This is a genomic window from Candidatus Nanopelagicales bacterium (assembly GCA_041393815.1).
In the GTDB taxonomy this organism is placed as follows: Bacteria; Actinomycetota; Actinomycetes; order S36-B12; family JAWKJK01; genus JAWKJK01.
The window spans coordinates 220,123-244,327 of record JAWKJK010000005.1; the positions used below are offsets into that span (position 1 = coordinate 220,123).

Below are 24,205 nucleotides of genomic sequence, written 5' to 3' on the forward strand. Positions count from 1 at the left end.
GACGGCGCCCGGCCCCCGTACAGTTCTCGACCGTGCGCTACTTCGTCACCGGCGCGGCCGGGTTCATCGGGTCCCACTACGTCCGTGAGCTGCTGGCCGGTCGCCTCGCCTCGGGCGCCGTCACTTCGGTCACCGTGTACGACAAGCTCACCTACGCGGGTAACCCGGCAAACCTCGCCGCGGTGGCCGACGATCCCCGGTACACCTTCGTCCGCGGGGACATCTGCGACGGTCCGCTCCTGGACGAGGTGCTCCCCGGACATGACGTGGTCGTCAACTTTGCGGCCGAGACCCATGTGGACCGGTCAATCCACGGCCCGCAGGACTTCGTGGTGACCAATGTGGTCGGGACCCAGACCCTGCTGGACGCCTGCCTGCGCCACGGCATTCCCCGCACCGTCCACATCGGGACCGACGAGGTGTACGGGTCGATCGAGGTCGGGTCGTGGACCGAGGACGCCCCGTTGCTCCCGAACTCCCCGTACTCGGCCGCGAAGGCCGCGGCGGAACTGCTGGTCCGCGCCTACCACGTGACGTACGGCCTGAACGCATCGTCGACCCGCTGCTCGAACAACTACGGGCCGCACCAGTTCCCGGAGAAGGTCATCCCGCTCTTCGTGACGAACCTCATCGACGGCAAGCCCGTTCCTCTCTACGGGGACGGCCTCAACGTGCGGGACTGGCTGCACGTCGACGACCACTGCCGGGGGATCCAGATCGTCGTCGAGAAGGGCGAGGCGGGACACGCGTACAACATCGGCGGCGGGGAGGAACTGACCAACCGGCAGCTGACCGAGGCCATCCTCGCCGCCATGGGCGCGGACTGGTCGACCTCCGTGGAGTACGTCGCCGATCGCAAGGGACATGACCGGCGGTACTCCGTCGACGACGGGCGCATCCGCGGGCTGGGCTATGAGCCCCGGAAGTCGTTCGAGGCGGGGCTGGCCGAGACGGTTGCGTGGTACCGCGGCCACGAGGTGTGGTGGCGCCCACTCCTGTAGGTCGGGTCGGAGCCGAGGTCCTCGAGGTCGGTCACCGGGCGTCCCGGATGAGACACTCGTGAGGACATCTGCCGCGGAACCGCGACTGGGGGGCCGCAGCAGCGTCTCAACGTGTGAGCGGCGCGCGGGCAGCGGGCCTGACCGAGCAGGACTGACGATGAGCGGTGTGGACCAGACCGGCGGCGGGGCGCAGCCCACGCCGTTCGATTCGGCTGCGCCCGGCGACCGCCCCATGGACCATCGTCTCGGCACCGACCCCCGCGACATCGCGTCTCTGTACGTATCGCACCGTCACTCCCTGGCGGTCCTGGCGCACCGCTACCTGAACAACCCCTTCGACGTGGACGAGGTCGTCCAGGAGGCCTTCCTCCGGCTCGTGATGTCCATGCCGGAGCTCGAGACCGAGGCCCAGGCGGTCGCGTACGCCCGCCGCACGGTGACGAACCTGTGCTTCGACCGGATCCGGCGCAACGGCCGGACCCCGGCGTCGACGCCGCTGGACGAACTGGTCGTGGACATCCCCGCCGACGACGGGGATCTCGAGGATCCGATCCTGGCGGCGGAGGACGCGGTCATCGTCCGCTCCGCGCTGGCGCGACTCGCCCCGACCCAGCGGCGTGCGCTGATCGCCTGGGAGGTCGAGGAGAAGCCGGTCCCCGAGATCGCCGCCGAACTCGGCATCGACGAGTCGGCGGTCAAGCACGTCCTCTTCCGGGCCAGGAGGACCCTGCGCCGCCTCCTGGTCGGCACCGCGGTGGACCCAAGCGTCGACCTGCTGGAGCTCTCCGGACCCGAGGTATGGGGGATAGCCGGCCAGCGCGCGGCACGCGGAGCACAGCGTCTCGGTGTGCTCCTCCTCCTGCTCGCGCTGCCGGCACTTGCGGTAATGGCGATGCTCCGGTCGACGGACGAGGCGCCGTCCACGGTCGTCGCGGTTCCGCCAGCCGAGGTGGGTGGCGGGCTACTGGAGGCTTCTCCGCCGTCGACCGTGCCCGCTCCCGTGCCCGTTCCTGGCACCCCGGCACCCTCGGTGACCTCGTCCGTGAGCCCGGAGGGCCAGCCGGCCCCGGTAGGCGATGGGCCGTCCGCGGCTGCCGTGGACGGCGGCGAGCCGGTGGGGACGAGAGAGCCGGCAGCCGGATCCTCGGTGGCCGCGCCCGCCGCCGGGACTCCTCAGCCCAGCTCGACGAGCGACCCCGGCCGGCCGTCTTCGTCGCCGGAGGAGGAGGGGTCCAGCCCGTCGACGTCGACCTCACCCACGCAGTCCGAGCGGCCGTCGTCCACGAGCCCAACTCCCGTCGACTCGGGTGCCGTACCCAGGGGCTTTGCGGTGGTGGGGGACCTGACCTCCCAGGATGCCGGCGCGGTTGTCGTTGACAGCCAGTCCGCTGGCGACGGTCGACCCGCGGTCTCCAGCGACCTGGCCTTCATCGCCAACACCCGCCTGGGTTCCCTGAGAGTCGACGTAGCCATCGATGCCAGCACTCCATTCCTTCAGATAGTGGCGGTGCCGACTCTCCCCGTGCAGGGTGCAAGACTGCGTTTTGACCCTGTCACGATGTCCGTGCGCAAGACTGTCGTCGATGATGCGGGGAGCCTCCTCGTGGACATCACCTTGGGCTTGTCCGGTGCGGGCAGAGTGCTCGGACCTGCTGACGGGCCAGGACTTGCCGAGAAGCCGAGTAGTGTGCGCTTGGTAGTGGTCCTTTCGCCTCGTTTTGACCGCATTGTGTCCGGTCGTCTTGCGGTGTCCGGCGTTCAGGCTGGTCCGGCCACCGCGTCTGCGCGTCCGACCACGCCTCCGTCTTCCAGTTCGTCTGCCGTTCCCTCCCCGTCGGGGTCCGCTTCCGCGGCCTCTGCCAGTCCGCCGTCGTCCGACGCCTCCGACGTGCAACCAGCGTCCGCCCCGAGCGGAACGAGCGCGGCAGTAGGCTCTGGAGCGACTAACGACCCTTCGACGGGCGGGCCCTTGGTCCCGAGCGCGGGGTGAGCGGACCGTTCGCAACAGGCGGGACGCCCCCTCAGTGTGGTCATAGATTACGTGGAGTGCGTCACCCCCCACGCGTCGTGACAATCTCACTCGACACATCTGTCACAGACACACCACAAGTTTCCCGAAATACCAGCGCGACCCGGCTAGGGTGGCGTCGTCTCTAGAGACAGAGTCGCGCACGCTATGCGGCTCTGGGTCCGTGCACGGATCCGCCGGTTCCACCTCACAAGGAGATGGAACCCGGGGGAAGCCTTCCCCCACTTCTCGAGAAGGGAATCTCGACGCATGTCGAAGACTCAGACGAGCAGCCGCAAGCGGCTGATCGCCCTGGGGTCGGCGGTTGCGCTCGGGGCCGGGATCCTGGTGCCGCTGGCAGCAGGCCCCGCCTCCGCTGCTGCGGTGTACACGGCCAGTGGCCCGAGTGCCGTACGCGCTGCGCTGCCGACCAGCACCACCCCCGTGTCCATCACCTCCACCGAGGCGCTGTCCACCGCCACTACCCCCGCGTCGTACGGCCTCGTGTACGTGTCGAGCACCACGGCCGGTGCAACGGTCAACGGCCTCGGCCTTGGTCAGCCCGTGGGCAACCGGGTTCAGCCGGCCAATGACGCGATGTCGGCCGACATCGGCCCCGCGCTGACCTTCTCCGCGGTCGGCGACTACACCCTGGGCGTCTGCCGAGACGCGATCCCGCCGATCGGCCTCACCGGGTGTGACCCCACTGACCCGATCGTGGCCTACGTGTCGATCAAGGCGGGCGGGCAGATTGCGTCCTTCAGCGTTGTCCCGTCCAGCGCCTCCGTGCCGGACAACACCACCTTCCCCGTGACGCTGTCCTACAAGGACCCTGCTGGGACGCCGACGCTGCCCAACGGCTTCGACACCGTGTCCGTCTCGTGGACGGTCAACGGCGGATCGGCTACGGTCAACCAGCTCACGCCTCTCGTCGTTCCGATGACCAGCGGGGACCCGCTTGAGGCGGGCGTCACTACTATGACCGTTCGTGTTGCGCAGGGCGGCGCTAGCCCGGCGAATGCGGTCTTCACGTTTACGCCGTCCAACAACACTGTGCCGACTGTGCAGGCCGTGTACAACACCGTTCCGCGGGTTGTGAACCTGGCGGCGGACCTCACCAACTCCTCTGACATTGTTCTCGCTGCCGGCAACTGCGCGGTGGTGAATGTTGGGTGTGACTACTTCGCCAACCCGACCGTGACCAAGTTCAACGTCACCGCGACCGGCACCCCCAATGGTGGGACCGCGTTTGTGAGCTACCCGGCGGACGCAGGCTTGACCGTGACTGGCCCGTCGACCGTGACTCTGGGTGCCACCGGAACAGCGAGCTTCGAAGTTACCGTCCAGGGCGCAACGAGTGGTCGCGCCTTCGACGTGCTCTTCAGCTACGGGCCGACGCCGACCAACTTCTCGCTTGGAGTGATCTACCAGGCTCCGGCACCGGCTGACATGGTCATCAACCCGCCGGACACCTCAGTGGTGTTCGCTGCCGCGGGCGGAAACGTTCCGGTTGATGTCCAGGTCTTTGACCAGTACGGCAACCTCTTCACTGGCGGCGCCTTCGCCACGCTGTTCCGCACGACCGGCGGCCCGGCTGTGCCAATTGCCTCGATCTCGCTCCCGAGCGGCTCTGGAAGCATGTCCACGACCGCCACGAGCGCAACGGCCACGCAGGACACGTTTGACGTCATCGCGTACGCCACCGGTGGTGCCTTTGACACGGACTCCTTCACCGTCCGCTACGGAGTCACGCCCACGCTGACCGTCGTCTCAGGTGTGACGACCACCACGGCCACGGTCAAGACGGTCGTGCCGGGTAACGGCAAGGTCGAGAACCCCACCGCGGTCTCTGGCCCGGTGGCCAACACTTGGACTCCCGTCGGCGTCCAGGTTTCTGTCAACGGCATCGTGGTGCCGAACGCCTTCGTCAGCTTCAGCGGGTCGGAGGGTGTCGGGTTCGCCAGCTCCAACGGGATGGCTGTGACCTCCGGGGCGAAGACCGGCGGTGCGCTCGCGAACGCGGCCGGTGTCGCCACGGCGACCGCGTACTCCACCAAGACCGGCACGGCGACCGTGAACGCGGCTGCCGGGTCCGGAACCGCAAGTGGGTCGTGGACCGTCGTGACGGACCCGGACTTCGCCCGCGACCTCGCCGTTGACCCGGCCACGGGTTCTGCGAAGGTCGGCGGCGCGCAGAAGGTGACCGTCACCGCCAAGGACGGTTTCGGCAACGGTGTCGCCGGAGCCTTCGTCAACGGTTCGATCACGGGCGTTGGACGGTTCCTGTACTCGGGCAACTCACTGCTGACTGGTTTCGTCACCTCCACTGACGGGATCGGCATGGTCGAGGTCAGCACTCTGCCCAGCGAGGAGGGGACTTCCACCGCAACCTTCGAGCTGTTTGGTGCCCAGGCTGGCGATGCGGCGAACGTGCCGGCAGGCAGCGGCTTCGCGGCCTCGTCACCGAGCGGTGAGTCGAAGTTGGCGTGGACGAGCGGCGGCGCCGTTCAGATCGTCTCGCCGGCTCAGGGTTCGGCGATCTCGTCCGGTGGCTACTTCGGTGTGTCGGCGACGAGCTCGCTCGCCGAGGGCACTGAGGTGTTCCTGACGCTGGACGGCCGGGCCAAGGCCAAGACCACGGTCCAGGCCAACGGCAACATCCGGTTCGAGAAGATCCCGGCCCAGCCGGGCAACTACGCGGTCCGCTACGGCGAGGCGGGTTCGTACATGTACTCGAACGAGGTGTCGCTGGACATCCGCCTGTTCAGCATCACGCGATTCCAGGAGAACGTCAGTGGCGACACCGACAACTTCCAGATCGCGACCGGCAACTGGTCTCGTGGCACCACCATCAACCTGACCCGCAACGGCATCTCCGTCGCTGCGGTCAAGGTGGGCGCCCCGGGTCAGCCGGTGGCCGTGAAGCTGGTCGCCAAGCCGGGCACCTACCAGGTTCGGGTCAACTCGAACCAGGGCTACGTGTACGGCGACGCGAACGGCCAGGTCGTCATCAAGTGACGATCTGATTGTGAGCACTCCGGCCAAGGCCGGTAGCTAGCACAGGGCGGGGCCCCTCCTTCGGGAGGGGCCCCGCTCTGCATATCCCGCGAACGTGTGCACTCTTCGGACGGACGCCCGCCCCACGTGCTTGGGTAGGGAGCAAAGGATCGACCCACAACCCATCCCCGAATCCCGGGGTCCGCTCGGAGGTCTCTGCATGATCTTGCGACGTTCTCGACGGGCTGCACTGGTCGCTGGCATGGGGGCGCTCGCGCTCGTCGCGACCGGTGCCCTCGCCGCACCCGCGACGGCGGCCGGTGAGTACACGCTCAGCTACGAGGGGCCGTTCCCCGCCGTGGTGGGACAGCCCGAGAACTTCCTGCTCTCCAACCCGTCGTTGCCTCCCGGTGGTCTCTACTGCCTCGTGGCAACCGGCCCAGCGACCGTCTCCAGCTCTGGTAGCACCCCGATCGGGACGCAGACAACGTTGACGTTCCCCGCAGCCGGGTCCTACTCGGTGCAGGCCTATGAGGGCCTCCTTGGCGGCGCCTGCGGTGGTGGGTCCATGCTCGGATCACCCGTCCAGATCGGCGTGGCCGGGAGTAGCGCGGCGGACTTCAACTTCACCCCGTCGTGGCAATCCGCCGCGGTCAACCAGTCCGCGTCGTACTCCGTCACTCCGGTCGACGGAAACGGCAATCCGACGACCCTCGGGCCGGGACAGTCGATCTTCGTGAGCGCTCCCGGCTACTCGGGGGTGTCTTTCACCCACAACGGCATCACCTCGTCGTCGGTCACGCTGACAGGGGCCTCGCCCACGTTCTACTTCTCGGCGCGGAACTCGGTCGCCCAGACGGCGGTCCTACTGGGTTCGCTGACCGGTGGCGCGTCGGAGACGGCCCAGCTCAGCACCATCGCGACCGGCTCCATCGCGGTGACACCGAAGGCGGCCACGACGCCCATTGGAGGGTCCACCACGTTGACGGTGTCGCTGGTCAACGGCATCGGTCTTCCGTTGTCGGGGGTCCCCGTCACCGTCTTCTCGTCGGGCCGCAACACCTTCGGCTCGACGATTGCAGGCACGACGAACGCGGCCGGTCAGGTCGTCTGGGTCCAGAAGGACAACGCGCCCGCGGGTAGCCCGAACTTGGTGGACCAGGTGACCTTCTCGGCCAACGGGTGGACGACGCAGGCCACGATCACGTACGTGGGCGGGTCCTTGACGGTGGCACCTGCGACCGCCTCGGCCAACTTCGGTGGGTCGACGCAGTTGACGGTGACGCTGGTGAACGCTGCGAACGTTCCCATTCCCAACCAGCCGGTGACCGTGTCCTCTACCGGCCGCAATGTCTTCGGTTCCACCAGCGCCGGCTCCACCAATGCCAACGGCCAGGTCGTCTGGACCCAGAAGGACAACGCCCCCGCCTCGAACCCGGCCAACCAGGACGTGGTGACGTTCACTGCGAACGGGCTCAGCGCGACCGCGACGATCAACTACTCGACACCGCCGCCCGCTGCCACGGTGACGGTGACCTCGCCGTCCAACGGGTCGTCGATCTCGTCCGGCGGCCTGTTCGGGGTGTCGGCGCAGTCCACCGGAGTCGCTGCGGGCACGACGGCGTACCTGACGCTGAACGGATCGGCCAAGGCCTCGTCGACGGTGCAGGCGAACGGGTTCATCCGCTTCGACAACACCTCGCTCGGCGGCGGCCAGTGGATCCCGGCGCAGGCCGGCAACTACGCGGTCCGGATCTGCGGCGGGACGTGCGGCCCGGTCCAGGCGACCAGCCAGACGTTCTCGCTGAACATCATCCCGTTCCAGATCGTCGGCCAGCCCGAGCCGGGTGCCGGGCAGCTGGACTTCACGGTGGCCACGGGCAACTGGCAGCCGGGGACGACGATCTACCTGACCCGCAACGGGATTTCGGCCGCGACCGGCCGCGTGCAGCAGGTGGGCCAGCAGATCGTCATCCAGACCCGGAACCTTTCGGGTAAGTACCAGGTCCGGGTCAACTCCAACCAGGGCTACGTGTACGGCAACCAGGCCGGGGTCGTGACGATCCCGTAGCCCCGAACAAGTAGTCCCGAGCGCAGGCGAGGGGCGGCTCTCCACTTCCGGAGGGCCGCCCCTCGTCTTTGCGCAGCACGGACCTTCGCCTCCGGAGGGGATCCCGGCCCGGGGCTACGTTCGAAGCGTCGACGACCTCGAACCGGAAGGAGCAGTGGTGACCGTGCGCACGCGCCGATGGCTGGCCGCGATCGTGACGCTCGTCCTGGCAGGTGCGGCCGCCCCGCTTGTCGCCACGCCCGCCGCTGCCGTGCCGACCTACGGCCTGCAGGGCCCCACGCAGATGCGCGAGGGGCAGGCGGGCACCTTCGTCCTCACCATCGACGCGCTGGAGGCGCAGACGAGCTACTGCGTCTCCGTCGACGCCGCGCAGGGACTGACCTCGGCGGCTGACCCGCAGACCGCTGACCCGGGTGACTCCCAGCTGGTCTTCTCGGTGATCGTCACCGCGGCGACACCGCCCTGGGACGGGGCGACCGTGGCGTTCTCGGCGTATGAGTCTGCAGGTCCCTGCTCCTTGACCACGCCCGGTGGTGCAGTCGCCTCCACCTCCCTCCACGTCTCAGGGGCCCCGACCGCGCTGACCATGTCGCCCGGGACGCAGACGGTCCCCGTCGACCAGGCGACCACCATCACGTGGGCCGTCACGGACGAGAGCGGTCAGCCGACGTACCTCGTGGCCGGTGAGGCCCTGTACGTCATCTCCGACCGCGCGACGTTGACGTTCAACGGGACCTCGCTGACCAGCCTGATCCTCGGGCCGGGCTCACCCGGGTCCTTCACCGCGCAGAACTCGGTCGCTCAGAGCGCCGCCATCAGCGGCAGCGTCGATTCGGCCGCCGGGCCGCCCGACCCCAGTGACCAGGTCACCCTGGTGACGACCTCCGTCGTGTCCCTGGCGGTGACGCCGACGAGTGCCACCACGGCCGTCGGCGGGACGACGACCTTCTCGGTGACCGTCACGGGTGCCGGCAGCACCCTGCTGCCCGGGGTGACGGTCTCGGCGGCGGTCGTGGGGCGCAACCCGCGCGTGTCCGCCCCGATAGGTGTCACCAACCAGGCCGGATCGCTCACCTGGACCCTGACGGACACCAACACCACCAGCCCGCTGACCACCGACACGGTCACCTTCGCCGCGAGCGGCTCCAGCCAGGTCGCCGTCGTGACCTACGCCGCGGCGGCGTCCGTGACCGTGAGCCCGACGAGCATCACGACGCCGGTCGCCGGGACGACCGCGTTCACCGTGACGGTGAAGCAGCCCAATGGATCGGCCTTGTCGAAAGCCGCGGTCTACGTGACTGTTGCGGGCCGCAACCCGCGGGCCTCGACCCTGGTCGGCACCACCGACAAGGACGGGGTGATTACCTGGTCGCTACGTGACCTGAACACCTCCAGCCCGCTGAGCCAGGACACTGTGACGTTCACTTGCGTGGGCGGGAACGCGAGCGCGGTCGTCACCTACGTCACGGTCGGATCCGTCACAGTCACACCGGCGACGGCTGCGACCGCGATCGGTGGCAGCACGACCCTCACCGCCACCGTGCGCACGACGGCCAACCAGGTGGTCGCCGGCATGCCCGTCACGGTCGCCTCGACCGGCCGCAACACGTACGCGGCGCAGAGCGCCGGGACGACGAACGCCGCCGGGCAGGTCACCTGGGTGCAGAAGGACACTGCTCCGGCGTCGAGCACGGCCACGACGGACACGGTGACCTTCTCTGCCGGCGGCAAGAGCGGTCAGGCCGTGATCACGTACTCGGCCCCCGCCTCCGTGGTGGTGACGTCGCCGTCGAACGGATCGGCCATCTCCAGCGGCGGCCTGTTCGGGGTGTCCGCGCAGGCGACCGGCGTGGCCAGCGGCACGACCGCGTACCTGACCCTCAACGGCCTCGCCAAGTCCCGCAGCACCGTCCAAGCCAACGGCTTCATCCGCTTCGACAACACGACCCTCGGCGGCGGGCAGTGGATCCCGGCCGAGGCGGGCAGTTACGGCGTGCGGATCTGCGGCGGGGCCTGCGGTCCCACCATCTCCACCAGCAGCACGTTCTCGCTCACGATCATCCCGTTCCAGATCGTGGGCCAGCCGGCCGTGGCCGGGAACCGACTCGTCTTCACCGTGGCGACCGGCAACTGGTACCCCGGAACGCGGATCTACCTCACCCGCAACGGTTTCGCCACCGCGTCCGTCGTGGTCGTTCGTACCGGTCAGCAGGTCTCGGTCGCTGCGGGCAACCGGCCCGGCCAGTACCAGGTGCGGGTGAACTCCAACCAGGGCTACGTGTACGGGAACCGGTCCGGCGTGGTGGTCATCCGGTAGGGAGAAGGGCGGTGGGCCGCGGCGGACGCCGGCGCGGCCCACCGTGTCCGATTCGTCACTCGTTCGGTCCGCCATCACGGGCCTCCGGGGGCTACGTTCCGAGTATCGGTGCCCTCGAAAGGAGCCCTGCATGACCTCGACCCGTTGGTGGCGGCGCGGACTCGCCGCCGCCGCGGCGACCGCCCTCGCGGCCGCCACGCTCCCGCTGCTGGCCACCTCGGCCTCGGCGACCACGACGTACAGCTTGAACGGCCCGAGCACCATCGTCGCGGGCTCTCCCGTGACCATGTCGGTGTATGCCCAGGACCAGGGCGCCTCGGCCGGCGGTCTGTGGCCGGCGGCCCCCGGCTACTACTGCCTGGCTTCCTCGTACGGAACGCCCGACCTCACGGTGAACGCGGCCCAGGTCACCGACCCGTTCCAAACGCAGCTGCAGTTCCCAAACGTCACCTTCTCGGGCAGCGGCGACACTGAGGTCGACGTCTTCCCCGTGAATAGCGCGGGACCATGTCCTGGTGATCCTCCGCTGGGGGCCAACATCCTCACCAGCAAGTACTTCTACGTCACGTCGGGCGGCGCCACCCAGATCAGCCTGACGCCTGCGTTCAACCAGAGCAGCGTCAACGTCCCCGTGTCCATCACGTGGACGGTCAGTGACAGCACGGGACTACCCGTTCCGCTGGGTCCCGGCCAGTCCATCACCGTGGTGGCCAACCGTTCCACCGTGCTCTTCAACGGCTCCGTGACCACGCTGACCATCTCGCCGGGGTACCCGAACACGTTCACGGTGCAGAACTCCGTCGCCCAGAGCGCCAGCATCACCGCGACCCTGAACGGTGCCGGCACACCGCAGCCCAAGGACACGGTGTCGCTGTCGACGATCGCCTCTGGCGCCCTCACCGTCTCCCCGGCGACCGCGACCACGCCGACCGGAGGCTCCACCGGCCTGACGGTGACGTACATCAACTCCGGCGGCTACCCGGTCAGCGGGATCCCGGTGACCGTGTCGTCGACAGGTCGTAACACCTTCGGTGCGACCAGCGCCGGCTCGACGAACGCCAACGGCCAGGTCTACTGGGTCCAGAAGGACACCGCCGCTGCGACCAGCACGGCCACGCAGGACTACGTGACGTTCAGTGCGGCCGGCCTCACCGCGGCGGCGACGATCACCTACATCGGCGGCAAGCTCACCGTCGCGCCAGCGTCTGCGTCGGCCAACTTCGGCGGCTCCACCTCACTGACGGTGTCCCTGGTCAACGGCGCCAACCAGCCGCTGGCCAACGTCCCGGTGACCGTCAGCGTGACCGGCCGTAACCCGCTGGCCAAGACCAGCGCGGGCGCGACCAACGCCAACGGCCAGGTCGTGTGGGTGCAGAAGGACACCGCGGCGGCGACCAACCCGTCCAACCAGGACGTGCTGACGTTCACCGCCAACGGACTCGCCGCCTCGGCGACGATCACGTACGTCGCAGCACCGCCGCCGCCGGCCCCCACCGGGGTCACCGCGGCCGCGGGCAACGAGTCCGCGACCGTGAGCTGGAACCCGCCGACGATCCCCGCCGGCACCGCGCCGGTGTCGTCGTACACGGTCCAGCAGTCCACCAACGGCGGAGGCACCTGGTCGAACAGCGGCACCACCGCCGGGACGTCGCTGGTCGTCAACGGTCTCGATAACGGTGTCCCGGTCACGTTCCGGGTCGCTGCGACCAACTCGGCCGGGATGGGGTCGTTCTCGGCGCCCAGCGTCCCGGTGACCCCGCAGAACCCCATCACCGAGCCGGGTCAGGTCCGCAGCCTCAAGGCGGTCTCCAACAACCGCGGCAAGGCCACGGTCAGTTGGAAGCCCCCGAGCAGCGGTAGCCCGGTGACCACGTACAAGTACCGCTGGAAGAAGGGCAACGGGAACTACACGTCCTGGAGGAGCACCAAGTCCCTGAGCGTGAAGTTCAACAACCTGACCCCGGGCAAGCAGTACACCTGGCAGGTCAAGGGCCTCAACAAGGCCGGCCCCGGTCCAGTCGACTCGGTGTCGCGGGTGATCGCCACGTAGCACCGCCGTACCACCCCGGAGGGGGTCCGCCACCACGGCGGGCCCCCTCCGTCGTCGTGCTCGGATTGCCGTGTTCGGATCGGGTAAGTGATCCGGCGCGCGCCCCGGGCCGACGTAGGTTCGTGGGTGGCGGAGACCGAACCCCACCCACTCCCAGGAGGAGTACGCATGTCCCTGTCCCTCGGCCGACCCGGGCGCATCGGCGCCGCGACGGCCGCCGTCGCGCTCGGCGCTGGGCTGCTGCTCGCGGCACCGGCACAAGCGGCCCTGCCCGGCGGCTACACCCTCACCGGTCCGGCGACCACCACCGTCGGAACGCCCACGAAGTTCACCATCGCCAACGCCAGCATCGCCCCCGGCACCGGGATCCCGGCCGGGATGTACTGCGTCGCCGCCGACCCCGGCCAGGGCGCGGCCACCACGGCCACGCCCACCCAGCAGCTGCCCGGTCAGGGCAACTCCGCGGACGTGACCGCCACGTTCACCGCCGGCTCTGGTCAGGTCGCGGTCACGGCGTTCTCGTACTCGGCGCTGCCGGGCAACTGCCCCACGACCACGCCGTACGGTGACGCCAACGCCACGATCCTCGCCCACACCAACATCACCGTGGGCAACGCGGCCACCGGAATCTCCATCACGCCGGTCGCCCAGTCCGCCGCACCCGGCGCGCCTGCGGCCTTCACGCTGACCTACACCGGCGTCGGTGGCGTACCCGTCAACCTCGGTCCCGGCCAAGTGGCCACGGTCACCTCGAGCAACGCGGCGGTGACGTTCAACGGGACGCAGCAGCTGATGCTCACGTTCACCACCGCAACGCCGGAGACCTTCACCGTCCAGGCCGCGACGGCCAACGTGTCCGCCGTGCTGACAGCGTCGCTGTTCAACGCCGGCTCGGGCACCCCGGTTGCGAGCGCCCAGGCCAACTTCGGCACCGCGCCCCAGGGGACGCTCGTGGTGGTTCCTACTGTCGCCTCGGCGGACTTCGGCGGCAGCACCACGTTCACGGTCACCTTCACGAACCTCTCCGGCACTCCGGTGCCCAACGTGCCTGTCACCGTCGCGTCCACTGGACGCAACACATTCGCGACCACCAGCGCCGGTTCGACCAACGTCAACGGGCAGGTCCTGTGGCGGCAGGTGGACACGGCCCCGGCATCGAGCACAGCAACGAAGGACACGCTCACCTTCACTGCGCAGGGGGCGTCCGCGACGGCCACGGTGGCCTACTCCGCGCCGCCGCCGGCGGCCTCGGTGACCGTCACGTCGCCCTCGAACGGTTCGTCGATCTCGTCCGGCGGCCTCTTCGGGGTCTCGGCCCAGTCGACCGGCGTCGCGGCGGGCACGACGGCGTACCTGACGCTCAACGGATCCGCGAAGGCTTCGTCGACGGTGCAGGCGAACGGGTTCATCCGGTTCGACAACACCTCGCTCGGCGGCGGCCAGTGGATCCCGGCGCAGGCCGGCAACTACGCGGTCCGCATCTGCGGCGGCTCGTGCGGCCCGGTGCAGGCAACGTCGCAGACTTTCTCGCTGAACATCATCCCCTTCCAGATCGTCGGCCAGCCCGACCCGGGCGCGGGCCAGCTGGACTTCACGGTGGCCACGGGCAACTGGCAGCCGGGGACGACGATCTACCTGACCCGCAACGGCCTGTCCGTGGCCACGGGCAAGGTGCAGCAGGTGGGCCAGCAGATCGTGATCCAGACCCGCAACCTGTCCGGCAAGTACCAGGTCCGGGTCAACTCCAACCAGGGCTACGTGTACGGCAACCAGGCCGGCGTGGTGACCGTCAGTTGACTTGCTGACTCCCGGGTCAGGGAGGGGGTCCGCCGTTCGGCGGACCCCCTCCTGGCTGTCCGGGTGCTCGTCGCGACTCCGCGATTGTGCCGGTGTAGGAACGGGAATGGCACTGCCAGACGCCGCGGCGGCCGCGACCGTGCCCCATCGGGGGAGCACGACGGCGACGCGGGGAAGGAGCACCCCCATGTTCTCGTCGAAGGCCGCCCGCAGGAGTCTCGCGGCCGTCGGCGCCGGCGCCCTGGTGGCCGCCGTCGCCCCGTTCGCCGTGGCCCCCGCGTTCGCGGCCACCGGCTCCTACACGCTGACCGGTCCCTCGACCGTCAGCGTCTCCTCGCAGCAGACGTACTACCTCAGCAACGCCAGCCTCGGTCCCTCCGGACTGCCGGACGGCTCGTACTGCCTGGCCACCGTGAGCGGCAGCGGCTCGCCGGGTGCCATCTCCGCGACCACCGGGCAGGTCCTGCCCGACACGCCGACCACGTCGCTGGCGCTGAAGGCAACGTTCCCCGCCGCGGGTACCTACCAGATCGGCGTCGTCCAGGGTGGCGGGCTCGGCTTCAGCTGCCCGTCGTCGGTCACGTACGGGCAGGCCCTCACCACCGAGTACGTCACGGTCAACGGCAACGCGGCTGCCTCCGTCCAGCTGTCGCCGGACAACGCCACCGCGCAGGTCGGCAACCCCAGCCAGTTCTCGATCACGGTCCTCGGGTCCGCCGGCTACCCGACCCAGCTCGGGTCGAACCAGACGATCACGGTGACGTCGAACTCGCCGACCGTCACGTTCAACGGGGCCAGCCAGACCTCGCTGCTGATCTCCCCGGGTGGCAGCCTCTACTTCACGGCGCGCAACTCGACCGCGAACCAGAACGCGCTCATCACGGCGACCCTGCGCACCGGGAACGCCGTCACGAGCCAGACCACCGCGCACCTGTCGACGCTTCCCTCCGGCTCGATGTCGGTGGCTCCAGCCGTCGCCAGCACGCCGTCCGGCGGCTCCACCGCGTTCACGGTGTCGATCCGCAACGGCGCCGGCCAGCCGTCCTACGGCATCCCGGTCTCCGTCACCGTGACCGGCCGGAACCCGTTGGCCTCGAACGTGATCGGGACCACCAACGCCAACGGCCAGGTCGCGTACACGCTGACCGACAAGAACCCCTCGTCGTCGATCTCGACCGACGCGCTGACGTTCACCGGTGGCGGCCTGACCGCGACCGCCAAGGTCACGTACGCCGCCCAGCCGGCCCCCGGTGCCCCCACCGGCGTGGGCGCGGCTCCTGGCAACGGGCAGGCGACCGTGTCGTGGCAGGCCCCGGCCCCCAACGGCGGCCCGGCGGTCACCTCGTACACCGTGCAGTACTCGCTGAACAACGGCGGTGACTGGTCCAACGCCCCCGGCTCGCCCACGGCCGGCACCACCCTGGTCGTCGGCGGCCTGCCGAACGGCACCCCGGTCACCTTCCGGGTCGCCGCGACCAACTCGGTCGGCACCGGCTCGTTCTCCGTGCCGTCCGCCGCGGTCACCCCGCAGCAGACCGTCGTGAAGCCGGGCAAGGTCGTCGAGCTCGAGGCCGTGTCCAAGAACAAGGGCAAGGCCACCGTGAGCTGGGACGCCCCGTACGTCGGCGGCCAGCCCACCGGCTACCAGTACCGGATCAAGAAGGGCACCGGCTCGTACGGGCCCTGGAAGTCCCTGGCCCAGTCCACCCGGACGGTGAAGTTCACCAACCTGAAGTCGGGCGCGAAGTACACCGTGCAGGTGGCGGCGAAGAACTCCGCCGGCGCCGGCCCGGCCGCGGGCGTCACCTTCAAGGTCAAGTGACGATCCACGGATCCACCCGGACCTGAGCACGACACGGCGGCGCCTCGTTGCCTACGGTGGCAGCGGGGCGCCGCCCTCGCGCGCCCCGGAGGGGAGCGGTGTCATGCGGTCGTGGCGTGTCCTGGTCGGAGCGGTGGCGGGATCCCTGGTCGTGGTCGGGATGGTCGCGGTCGCTCCACCGGCGGCGGCGATCGACACGTACGTCCTGACCCCGGCGGTCTCGGCGGACCCGGTGGTGGGCACACCGGCCACGTACGTCCTGACCACGCCCACCACGGGGCCGGCCGGGATACCGGCCGGGACGTACTGCCTGGCCGCCCAGCTGGGGCAGACGGGTACGACGGCCACGCCGGTGGCACTGTCCGGCCAGCTCGCCGCGAACCTGCAGGTGACGTTCAACGCGGCTGGCTCGTACACGCTGGTCCTCTTCACGGTGACCGCGGGCACGACGACGTGCCCGGGGACGACCCTGCTGGGGACCAGCCCGCTGACCACGCTGGCGGTGACGGCGATGGCTCCGACGACGTACCAGCTCGCGGTCGATCCGGTGACCGTGACGACGACGATCGGGGGCAAGACCCAGTTCGCACTGACGCTGTCCTCGACCGGGGGCGGATCCGTCAACGGCGTTCCCGTCCTGGTGTCCTCGACGGGTCGCAACACGTTCAGCAACCAGGCGGCCGGAACCACGAACGGCGCGGGGAAGCTCAACTACTCGTTCCAGGACAACGCTCCCGCGCTGTCCGTCCCGCTGACCGACACGGTCACGTTCAGCGTCCAGGGGGTGTCCGCGCCGCCCGTCACGGCCACGATCACGTACCGCCCGGCCGCGTCGGCCAAGGTGACCGTGGTATCGCCGGCGAACGGCTCGGCGATCTCCTCCGGCGGGCTCTTCGGCGTCTCCGCGACGACGTCGGGGATCACGCCCGGGACGATCGCCTACCTGACGCTCGGCGGGTCCGCCAAGGCGCAGTCGACGGTGCAGGCCAACGGCAACATCCGCTTCGACAACACGTCGATCGGCGGCGGCAAGTGGATCCCGGCGGAGGCCGGGCAGTACGCGGTGCGGGTGTGCGGGGGCGCGTGCGGGCCGACGCAGGCGACAAGCAACCCGTTCGCGCTGACGATCATCCCGTTCCAGATCATCCCGCCGGCGTCCGTGAAGTCGGGCAAGGCGTCCTTCACCGTGGCCACCGGGAACTGGGCCGTGGGAACGACGATCTACCTGACCCGCAACGGGAACGCGGTGAAGAAGGCCCAGGTGGTAACCAAGGGCAAGCAGCTGGTCGTCACCGCGAAGGCCGTATCGGGCAAGTACCAGGTGCGCGTGAACTCCAACCAGGGCTACGTGTACGGCAACCAGGCCGGCGTGGTCACCCTGAAGTAGCGGGTGCGCCGGTGCAGCCGCGGCACAGAAGTGAGCCGAACGGTCGCTACCCGGGGCGGATCGCCCCTGTGATGTCTCACGACTTACCGGACAGTTCTGTCTCATGAGTTACCGGACAGTCCGGTGGCGTGACGGATGACCATCGCATCCCGGTTCATGTCCGGTTGGCGATCGCGAACTGGCCCGAGGACGCTCCGTGGGGGGCGGTGTCGGCGTTCTGCCGGCAGCATCGGATGTCGCGGTCGTGGTTCTACGAGCTGCGCCGCGTCGCGGCGCGGGAGGGGCCGCTGGCGGCGAGCCGGCGACGGTCCACCGCGCCCCAGCGGCCGGCCGGCGGCACCCCGGCACCGGTGGTGGCGGCGGCGCTGGCGATGCGGGCGGAGTTGATCGCCGAGGGCGGCTACGGCGGGCCGATCAGCGTGCGGCACGCCCTGCTCGCCCGGGGGCTGCCGTCTCCGTCGCGGGCCACCCTGGCGCGGATCTTCACCCGGGCCGGGGTGGCCCAGACCAACCCGCGCAAGCGTCCGGCGACCCGGCACCGGTTCACCTACCCGGCGCCGAACGAGTGCTGGCAGCTGGACGGGTTCACCCACCCACTGGGTGACGGGACCACTGCGACCGTGCTGCAGGTCCTCGACGACCACTCCCGCCGGGTCCTAGCCTCCCGCGCCGCCCCGGGAGAGACCACCACCGACGTCCAAGCCGTGCTCGCCGCCGCGATCAACCGCGCCGGTGTCCCCCAACGGTTCCTGTCCGACAACTCCGCCGCGATCAACCCCGCCCGCCGCGGCCGACGCGGCGTGGTGGAGACCTGGCTGCGCAGCCAGGGAGTCCAGGTCATCTCCTCCACCCCCGGACACCCCCAGACCACCGGCAAGAGCGAACGGCACCACCAGACCAGCCAGCGTTGGCTGGCCGCCCGACCCGCCGCGGCCACCCTGGACGACCTGCAGCACCAGCTCGACGCCCTGCAGGACTACTACAACCACCGCCCCCACCAGGCCCTGGACATGATGACCCCACTGCAGGCATGGGCCGCGACCCCGGTCGCCCCACCCCCACCGAAGCCGGACGGTCCCGGCGACGGCTACGACCCCACCGGGGACGCGATCATCACCCGCACCGTCACCGGCCAAGGCGTCGTCCGCCTCGGCAACGTGCGGATCATGCTCGGCGTCCAGCACGCCCACGCCACCGTCCTGGGCACCTTCGACCACGACCGCATCCACGTCTGGGACCGCGACGGGCTACACATCCGCACCATCACCACCACCCCCGGCCGCCGCTACTACGGCAACGGACGACGACCCGGCCGCCCCAAACCACCCAGCCAACTGTCCGGCAAGTGATGAGACATACAAACCGTCCGGAAGGTCATGAGACATCGCAGGGGCGGATCGCCCCCGGATACGACCACTGGGCTCACTTCTGCGTCGGGCACGGGTCGGCGCGGGTCCGGGAGTGGTGCGCGAGACCCGGGGGTCGGTGCGCCGCGTGGCGGGGGTGGCGAGGCATGCTGGGTTGCATGCGACGCCCGGTGCCCGAGACGTGCGCCCTCGTGGTCTGCGCGGGCCTGGTTGCGACGGGCCTGGCGTCTCCCGGGTCGCCCGCGGCGGCCTACTCCGGTGACGCCCTGACCTCGCGGGCCGGCTACCTCACCACCGCCGAGATGTGCCGGGCCATCGCGACGTTGGCCCCGTGCACGTCGGCGCTGTCCGGCGGCTGGCTGGGGCCGTACTCCGGGGCCGCCGACGGCTTGGTGTACGGCTCCCTGTCGGCGATCCCGCGGTACGCGGGCGGCGGTGCCACAGCGGCCGCGGCCCCGCGGCTGGTCACGTCGGTGTACGCGTACCTCACCCCCGGCGGGGCAGACCAGGGCTGGGCCCGGCAGCGTGCCGACGCCCGCGCCCAGGCCGCGGCGTCCGCTTCCTTCACCGTCGTGGCGGACACCGCAGACCGGCTGGTGTTCGCCGTCGGCCCCGACCCCTCGCCGTCCGGACCGATCGTCGTCAGCACCGAGCTGCGCGCGGGCGGAGACGCCTGGGTGGCCGGGCGCTGCTACGTCGCGCAGCCCACCTGGTCGACGGCCGCACGTATCTCGTACGGCGCCGAGTGCTCGGACCTGGTAGCCCGCGCGCAGGTCGCCAAGTGGACCGGGGTGGAACCGACCCTGACCCCGCAGGCCGCTCTGAGCGCCGTGCCGCCGAAGGCCCTGCTGGCGTCCTTGTTCACCGCTGCCCAGGTGCGGTCGGCCCTGGGACGGGCGGCCACGCGCGTGACCCCGCCGCGCAAGAAGCAGACGTTCGCGTGGCTGACGTACGCACCCGACGTGCGGTCGGGGTCGTGGACCTACCGGGTCGTCCTCACCGTCGCCAAGAAGCGGATCAGCCCCCGGCTGTCGGCACGGGTCTACCAGGGCCTCACGGGCCCGGAGGTGGACGACAAGGCGGCAGCGGCGTGCGGCATGGGTCCCAAGGCCACGGTCGGGGTGAAGGGAGCCACGGCCTGCGCTCGCCGGGGGCCGTTGCTGGTCACGGTGACCGCAAGCGCGAAGAAGGCGGTCCCGGCCGCACGCACGCTGGCAATCCGGCAGCTGCAGGCTCTGAAGGGCAAGGCCGTCCCGATCGGCTGAGCCTTGCCACCGCTGTGTGCGCCCGTTACACCAGCGCTGCTCCGGACGGGTGAGGTCGTTGGGCCTGGCATTCCTGACGTTCGGGTGGTCTGTGGCGCAACGGGTTTACCGGATCCGAACATGCGGGATGCCTCCGGTGTCGCCATCACAGCGAACCGCCGGACAGGCCGGCGGACCGACCCGAGGAGGTCGTCATGGCCGGCACCAGCACCCACAGCATCGCCACCGTCTCCGCGGCCGGGATCCTCGGCCTCGGGCTGCTCGCCCCGGCCGTCCTGGCCCCGGCAATGGCCGCCCCGACTGCGCCGGCGCACGTCGCGACCGCGAAGGCGACCGGGTACCAGCACCTCAGCCCGGCGCAGCTGAAGAAGGTCGTCGTCAACCCCGCGCAGGACGCACCCGCCGGATTCGGCCCGGTCGAGGTGAACCTGTACGGCACGGACTCCGGACCGTCGAGCCGGCCGGTGGTGTGCTGGTCGAAGGGCGGGGCCCCGCGCTTCCTGCCGGCCGGTGAGGAGGGCCTGCTCGGCTACCAGATGGGGCAGTCGACGTCCCTGGGTGTCGCGGTGGTGCAGTACCCCTCCGCCGCCGAGGCGAAGGCCGCCGGCCAGCAGCTGAAGACCATCGTCACCCACTGCCCCGAGGTCGCGAAGATCAAGGTCGAGGTCGGGGACCCGGGTCGCCCGACTAAGCAGACCGGCACCCTGCTTCCCTCGGCGTACGGGACCAAGGCCGTCGTCACGTACACCTACAACGAGGGAGGCCCGGGTCTGTACGTCAGCGGCTTCCAGCAGGTCGGCAACGTCCTGGTGCACGTGACCGGCGCCTCTCCGCACCAGAAGTCCCCGAAGATGGCGAAGACGGTCCTGCAGACGCTGGACACCGTGACCGCGCGGTACGTCCAGGAGGCGCACGCCTGACCGAGTGGCTTCCCCTCAGCCCCTCCACCGACACCGTCGCTTCCGAGCCCGACATCCGGGCCGGAAGCGACGGTTCGGTGTGTTGTGCGGACGGTGCGCCGCGGCTGCTCCGGACGGGTGAGGCCGTTGGACCCGGCATGCCGGACGTTCGGATGGTCTGTGCGGCAACGGGTTTGCCGGATCCGAACACGCGGAATGCCTCCGGTGTCGCCATCACAGCGAACCGCCGGAGATGCCGGCGGACCGACCCGAGGAGGTCGTCATGGCCGGCACCAGCACCCACAAGATCGCCACTCTCTCCGCCGCCGCGGTCCTGGGCCTCGGCCTGGTCGCCGGGCCCGCCCTGCTCGCCGCGCCCGCGCTGGCTGCCCCGACGCCGAGCGCCGCCGTACCCGTTCCCGCTGGCGACGCCGTGCCGACGTACAAGCAGCTCACCAAGGCGGAGCTGAAGAAGGTCGTCGCCAGCGCGAAGCAGGCCACGCCCCACGGAATGCCCATGACGAACTACTCGTACTCGTACTTCGCCCAGGGCCAGTCCGGGTTCGGCTTCACGGCCAACAGCTCGATCCAGGAGTTCCCCGCCGGCCCGACCGGGACCAGCTCCCACATCATCGGGACCCCGCCCCAGCACGCGTCGTTGATCGTCTGGGTGACGCAGTACCCGACCACTGCGCAGGCGAAGGCTGCCGGCGCCAAGCTCACGTACTTCGTCCACACCACCCCGACCAAGATCATGCTGAAGGACTCCCCGGATGAGCAGGGCACCCCTGCCAAGCAGGTCGCGTCCTTCCTGCCCGCTCCGTACGGCGGCGTCGGCGCCAAGACGATCACGACGGCCGTCTACCCCCACGGGGACAAGGTCACCGACATGACCGCCGCGACCCAGATCGGCAACGTGCTGATCACCGTGGGCAGCGCGATGCCGACGCAGAAGTCCGCGCAGTACCAGCAGGTCGTCCTGCAAACGCTGTACACCGTGACCGCGTCCTACCTCCAGCACGCGGCGTAGTCCGTTCATTGCTCAGTTGTCGTCGTTTACAGTGACTGGAAACGACGACAACTGAGCAATTGACGTGTTGAGCGCCGGGGCGTACTGGTCGAGCTGGGCCCAGCGCGGCGGGGTCAGCGGAAGGCGCGGGAGAGCCGGTCGAGGGCCTCGTGCAGGACCTCGGGGCGCTTGCAGAAGGCCCACCGCACGTACGGCGCCCCCACCTCCGGGTCGTCGCAGAGCAGCTGCTGCGGGATCGCCACCACACCCGCGCGGCCCGGCAGGTCCCGGCAGAACGACAGCCCGTCGGAGTAACCCAGCGGCCGCACGTCGGTGGTCGCGAAGTACGTCCCCTGCGGCTCGATCACCCCGAACCCCAACGAGTCCAGCCCGCTGCACAGCAGGTCCCGCTTGGCCTTGAGGTCGCCGCGGAACTGCCGGAAGTACTCGTCCGGCAGCTGCAGGCCGTCCGCGATCGCCCACTGGAACGGCCCGCTGGAGACGTAGGACAGGTGCTGCCGGACCACACGCACCGCGCCCACCAGGTCGGCCGGTCCGGTGCACCAGCCCACCTTCCAGCCGGTGAAGGAGAACGACTTCCCGCCGCTGCCCACCGTGAGCGTGCGCTCCCACATCCCGGGCAGCGTCGCGATCGGCACGTGCCGGTGGTCGTCGAACCACAGGTGCTCGTACGCCTCGTCGGAGACGACCAGCACGTCCTTCTCGACCGCGATCCGCGCGATCTCCGTGAGCTCCGCCGGCGTGAACACGACACCGGTCGGGTTGTGCGGGGAGTTGACCAGGATCAGCCGGGTCCGCTCGTTCACCGCCGCCCGCAGAGCGTCGAGGTCGGGTCGGTAGTCCGGTGCCTTCAGCGGCACCGCCACCCGGGTCCCGCGCGCCAGCGCGATCCCCGCGGCGTAGATGTCGAAGTACGGCTCGAACACGACGACCTCGTCGCCGTGGTCGACCAGCGCCAGCAGCGCGGCCCCGAGCGCCTCCGACGCACCGGTGGCGACCATGACCTCGGTCCGCCAGTCCGGCGTCATCCCGTAGAACCGTTCTTGGTGGTGCGCGATCGCGCGGCGAAGCTCGGGCAGCCCGTGCACCGGCGGGTACTGGTTGCCCCGGCCGTCCCGGATCGCCGCAATGGCAACGTCTTTCAGCTCCTGCGGTCCGTCGGTATCCGGGTACCCCTGTCCCAGGTTGATCGCCCCGGTCTCCGCCGCGAGCGCGGACATGCCCCCGAAGATCGAGGTCTCTTGGTCGCGCATCCGCGGGACCAGCGGCGGCATACGGCGAGTCACGGACGAACCCTCACGCCGTGATCCCCGCCTCGAACGCCTCGCTCAGCGCGACCCGCCAGTCCCGCATCGGTGAAAGCGACGCGCGCATCCACGCGTCGTGCCCGAGCACGGAGTACGCCGGACGCGGGGCCGGCCGCGGGAACGCCTCCGTCGTCGTCGGCCGCACCCGCGCCGGGTCCGCCCCCGCGAGCCGAAACACCTCGCGCGCCAGGCCATACCACGTGGTCTCGCCGGAGTTCGTCCCGTGGAACACGCCCGCCGGCGGCCGCCGGTCCACCAGCGCCAGGATCTGCCGCGCCAGGTCCCGGCTCCAGGTCGGCTGGCCCCGCTGGTCGTCGACGACGTCGAGGGTCTCCCGCTCGGCCTCCAGCCGCAGCATCGTGCGGACGAAGTTGGCGCCGTTGAGCCCGTACAGCCAGGCGGTGCGCACGACGTACGACGAGTCCGGGAGCGCGGACCGCACGGCGACCTCGCCCGCGAGCTTCGTGCGCCCGTACGCCGATCGGGGGTCCGGCACGGCGTCCTCGGCGTACGGCGACGTCACGGAGCCGGAGAAGACGTAGTCCGTGCTGACCTGCACCATCACCGTGCCGGGGGATGCTGCGCACGCCGCGGCCAGCACCCCCGGGCCGTCGCCGTTGACGGCCAGCGCCGCGGACTCGTGGCTCTCCGCGTCGTCGACCGCGGTCCACGCCGCGCAGTTCACGACCACGTCGGGAGCGGCGGCTGCGAACGCGTCCGCCACCGACGACGGCGACGTGATGTCCAGGTCCGGCAGGTCCAGGCCGACCGCGGTGTCGCCGGGGCGCGCCGACAGCAGGTCCATCAGGTCGGACCCGAGCTGCCCGCGGGAACCAGTCACCAGCCAGCGCACGGCGGCCACCCTACTGACGCGCTACCGTCGGCCC

General features: G+C 70.2%; 15 protein-coding genes. 13 read left to right on the forward strand and 2 right to left on the reverse strand.

The window, feature by feature from the left end:
* Positions 1 to 32 precede the first annotated feature (32 nt).
* The 13 genes from rfbB to R2737_15060 all read left to right on the forward strand — a co-directional run bounded on the left by rfbB (position 33) and on the right by R2737_15060 (position 22,011).
* The gene (rfbB, locus tag R2737_15000; protein MEZ5117567.1) at positions 33 to 1,001 is read left to right on the forward strand and encodes a dTDP-glucose 4,6-dehydratase; all 969 of its coding nucleotides are present in this window, start codon (positions 33 to 35) and stop codon (positions 999 to 1,001) included.
* Positions 1,002 to 1,167: 166 nt separating this feature from the next.
* Positions 1,168 to 2,991 (forward strand): sigma-70 family RNA polymerase sigma factor, encoded by a 1,824-nt coding sequence (locus R2737_15005; GenBank protein ID MEZ5117568.1) that lies wholly within the window; start codon positions 1,168 to 1,170, stop codon positions 2,989 to 2,991.
* Between the two features lie 288 nt (positions 2,992 to 3,279).
* A complete protein-coding gene (locus R2737_15010) occupies positions 3,280 to 6,027 on the forward strand; it encodes a hypothetical protein (GenBank protein ID MEZ5117569.1) in 2,748 nt (915 codons plus the stop codon).
* 241 nt (positions 6,028 to 6,268) lie between these two features.
* Positions 6,269 to 8,077 carry an Ig-like domain-containing protein gene (locus tag R2737_15015; GenBank protein MEZ5117570.1) on the forward strand — a complete coding sequence of 603 codons (1,809 nt, stop codon included), beginning with the start codon at positions 6,269 to 6,271 and terminating at the stop codon, positions 8,075 to 8,077.
* Between the two features lie 157 nt (positions 8,078 to 8,234).
* Entirely contained in the window at positions 8,235 to 10,394 is a 2,160-nt protein-coding gene (locus tag R2737_15020; protein MEZ5117571.1) for a hypothetical protein, read from the forward strand.
* Between the two features lie 130 nt (positions 10,395 to 10,524).
* Entirely contained in the window at positions 10,525 to 12,444 is a 1,920-nt protein-coding gene (locus R2737_15025; GenBank protein MEZ5117572.1) for a fibronectin type III domain-containing protein, read from the forward strand.
* A 168-nt stretch (positions 12,445 to 12,612) separates the two neighbouring features.
* Entirely contained in the window at positions 12,613 to 14,241 is a 1,629-nt protein-coding gene (locus R2737_15030; protein ID MEZ5117573.1) for a hypothetical protein, read from the forward strand.
* A gap of 187 nt (positions 14,242 to 14,428) precedes the next feature.
* Positions 14,429 to 16,063: a fibronectin type III domain-containing protein gene (locus R2737_15035; protein ID MEZ5117574.1), complete on the forward strand. Its 1,635-nt coding sequence runs from the start codon at positions 14,429 to 14,431 to the stop codon at positions 16,061 to 16,063.
* Positions 16,064 to 16,166: 103 nt separating this feature from the next.
* Positions 16,167 to 17,450 carry a hypothetical protein gene (locus R2737_15040; GenBank protein MEZ5117575.1) on the forward strand — a complete coding sequence of 428 codons (1,284 nt, stop codon included), beginning with the start codon at positions 16,167 to 16,169 and terminating at the stop codon, positions 17,448 to 17,450.
* 128 nt (positions 17,451 to 17,578) lie between these two features.
* Positions 17,579 to 18,799 carry an integrase core domain-containing protein gene (locus tag R2737_15045; protein MEZ5117576.1) on the forward strand — a complete coding sequence of 407 codons (1,221 nt, stop codon included), beginning with the start codon at positions 17,579 to 17,581 and terminating at the stop codon, positions 18,797 to 18,799.
* A gap of 176 nt (positions 18,800 to 18,975) precedes the next feature.
* Positions 18,976 to 20,082, forward strand: coding sequence for a hypothetical protein (locus tag R2737_15050; protein ID MEZ5117577.1), 1,107 nt, complete (start codon positions 18,976 to 18,978; stop codon positions 20,080 to 20,082).
* A 194-nt stretch (positions 20,083 to 20,276) separates the two neighbouring features.
* Positions 20,277 to 21,002, forward strand: coding sequence for a hypothetical protein (locus tag R2737_15055; protein ID MEZ5117578.1), 726 nt, complete (start codon positions 20,277 to 20,279; stop codon positions 21,000 to 21,002).
* Between the two features lie 262 nt (positions 21,003 to 21,264).
* A complete protein-coding gene (locus tag R2737_15060; GenBank protein ID MEZ5117579.1) occupies positions 21,265 to 22,011 on the forward strand; it encodes a hypothetical protein in 747 nt (248 codons plus the stop codon).
* A gap of 113 nt (positions 22,012 to 22,124) precedes the next feature.
* On the opposite strand, the gene R2737_15065 is transcribed toward R2737_15060, so the two are convergent.
* On the reverse strand, positions 22,125 to 23,297 hold the full coding sequence (locus tag R2737_15065) for a pyridoxal phosphate-dependent aminotransferase (GenBank protein MEZ5117580.1): 1,173 nt from the start codon (positions 23,295 to 23,297) through the stop codon (positions 22,125 to 22,127).
* A gap of 10 nt (positions 23,298 to 23,307) precedes the next feature.
* A complete protein-coding gene (gene rfbD, locus R2737_15070) occupies positions 23,308 to 24,171 on the reverse strand; it encodes a dTDP-4-dehydrorhamnose reductase (GenBank protein ID MEZ5117581.1) in 864 nt (287 codons plus the stop codon).
* Positions 24,172 to 24,205 lie beyond the last annotated feature (34 nt).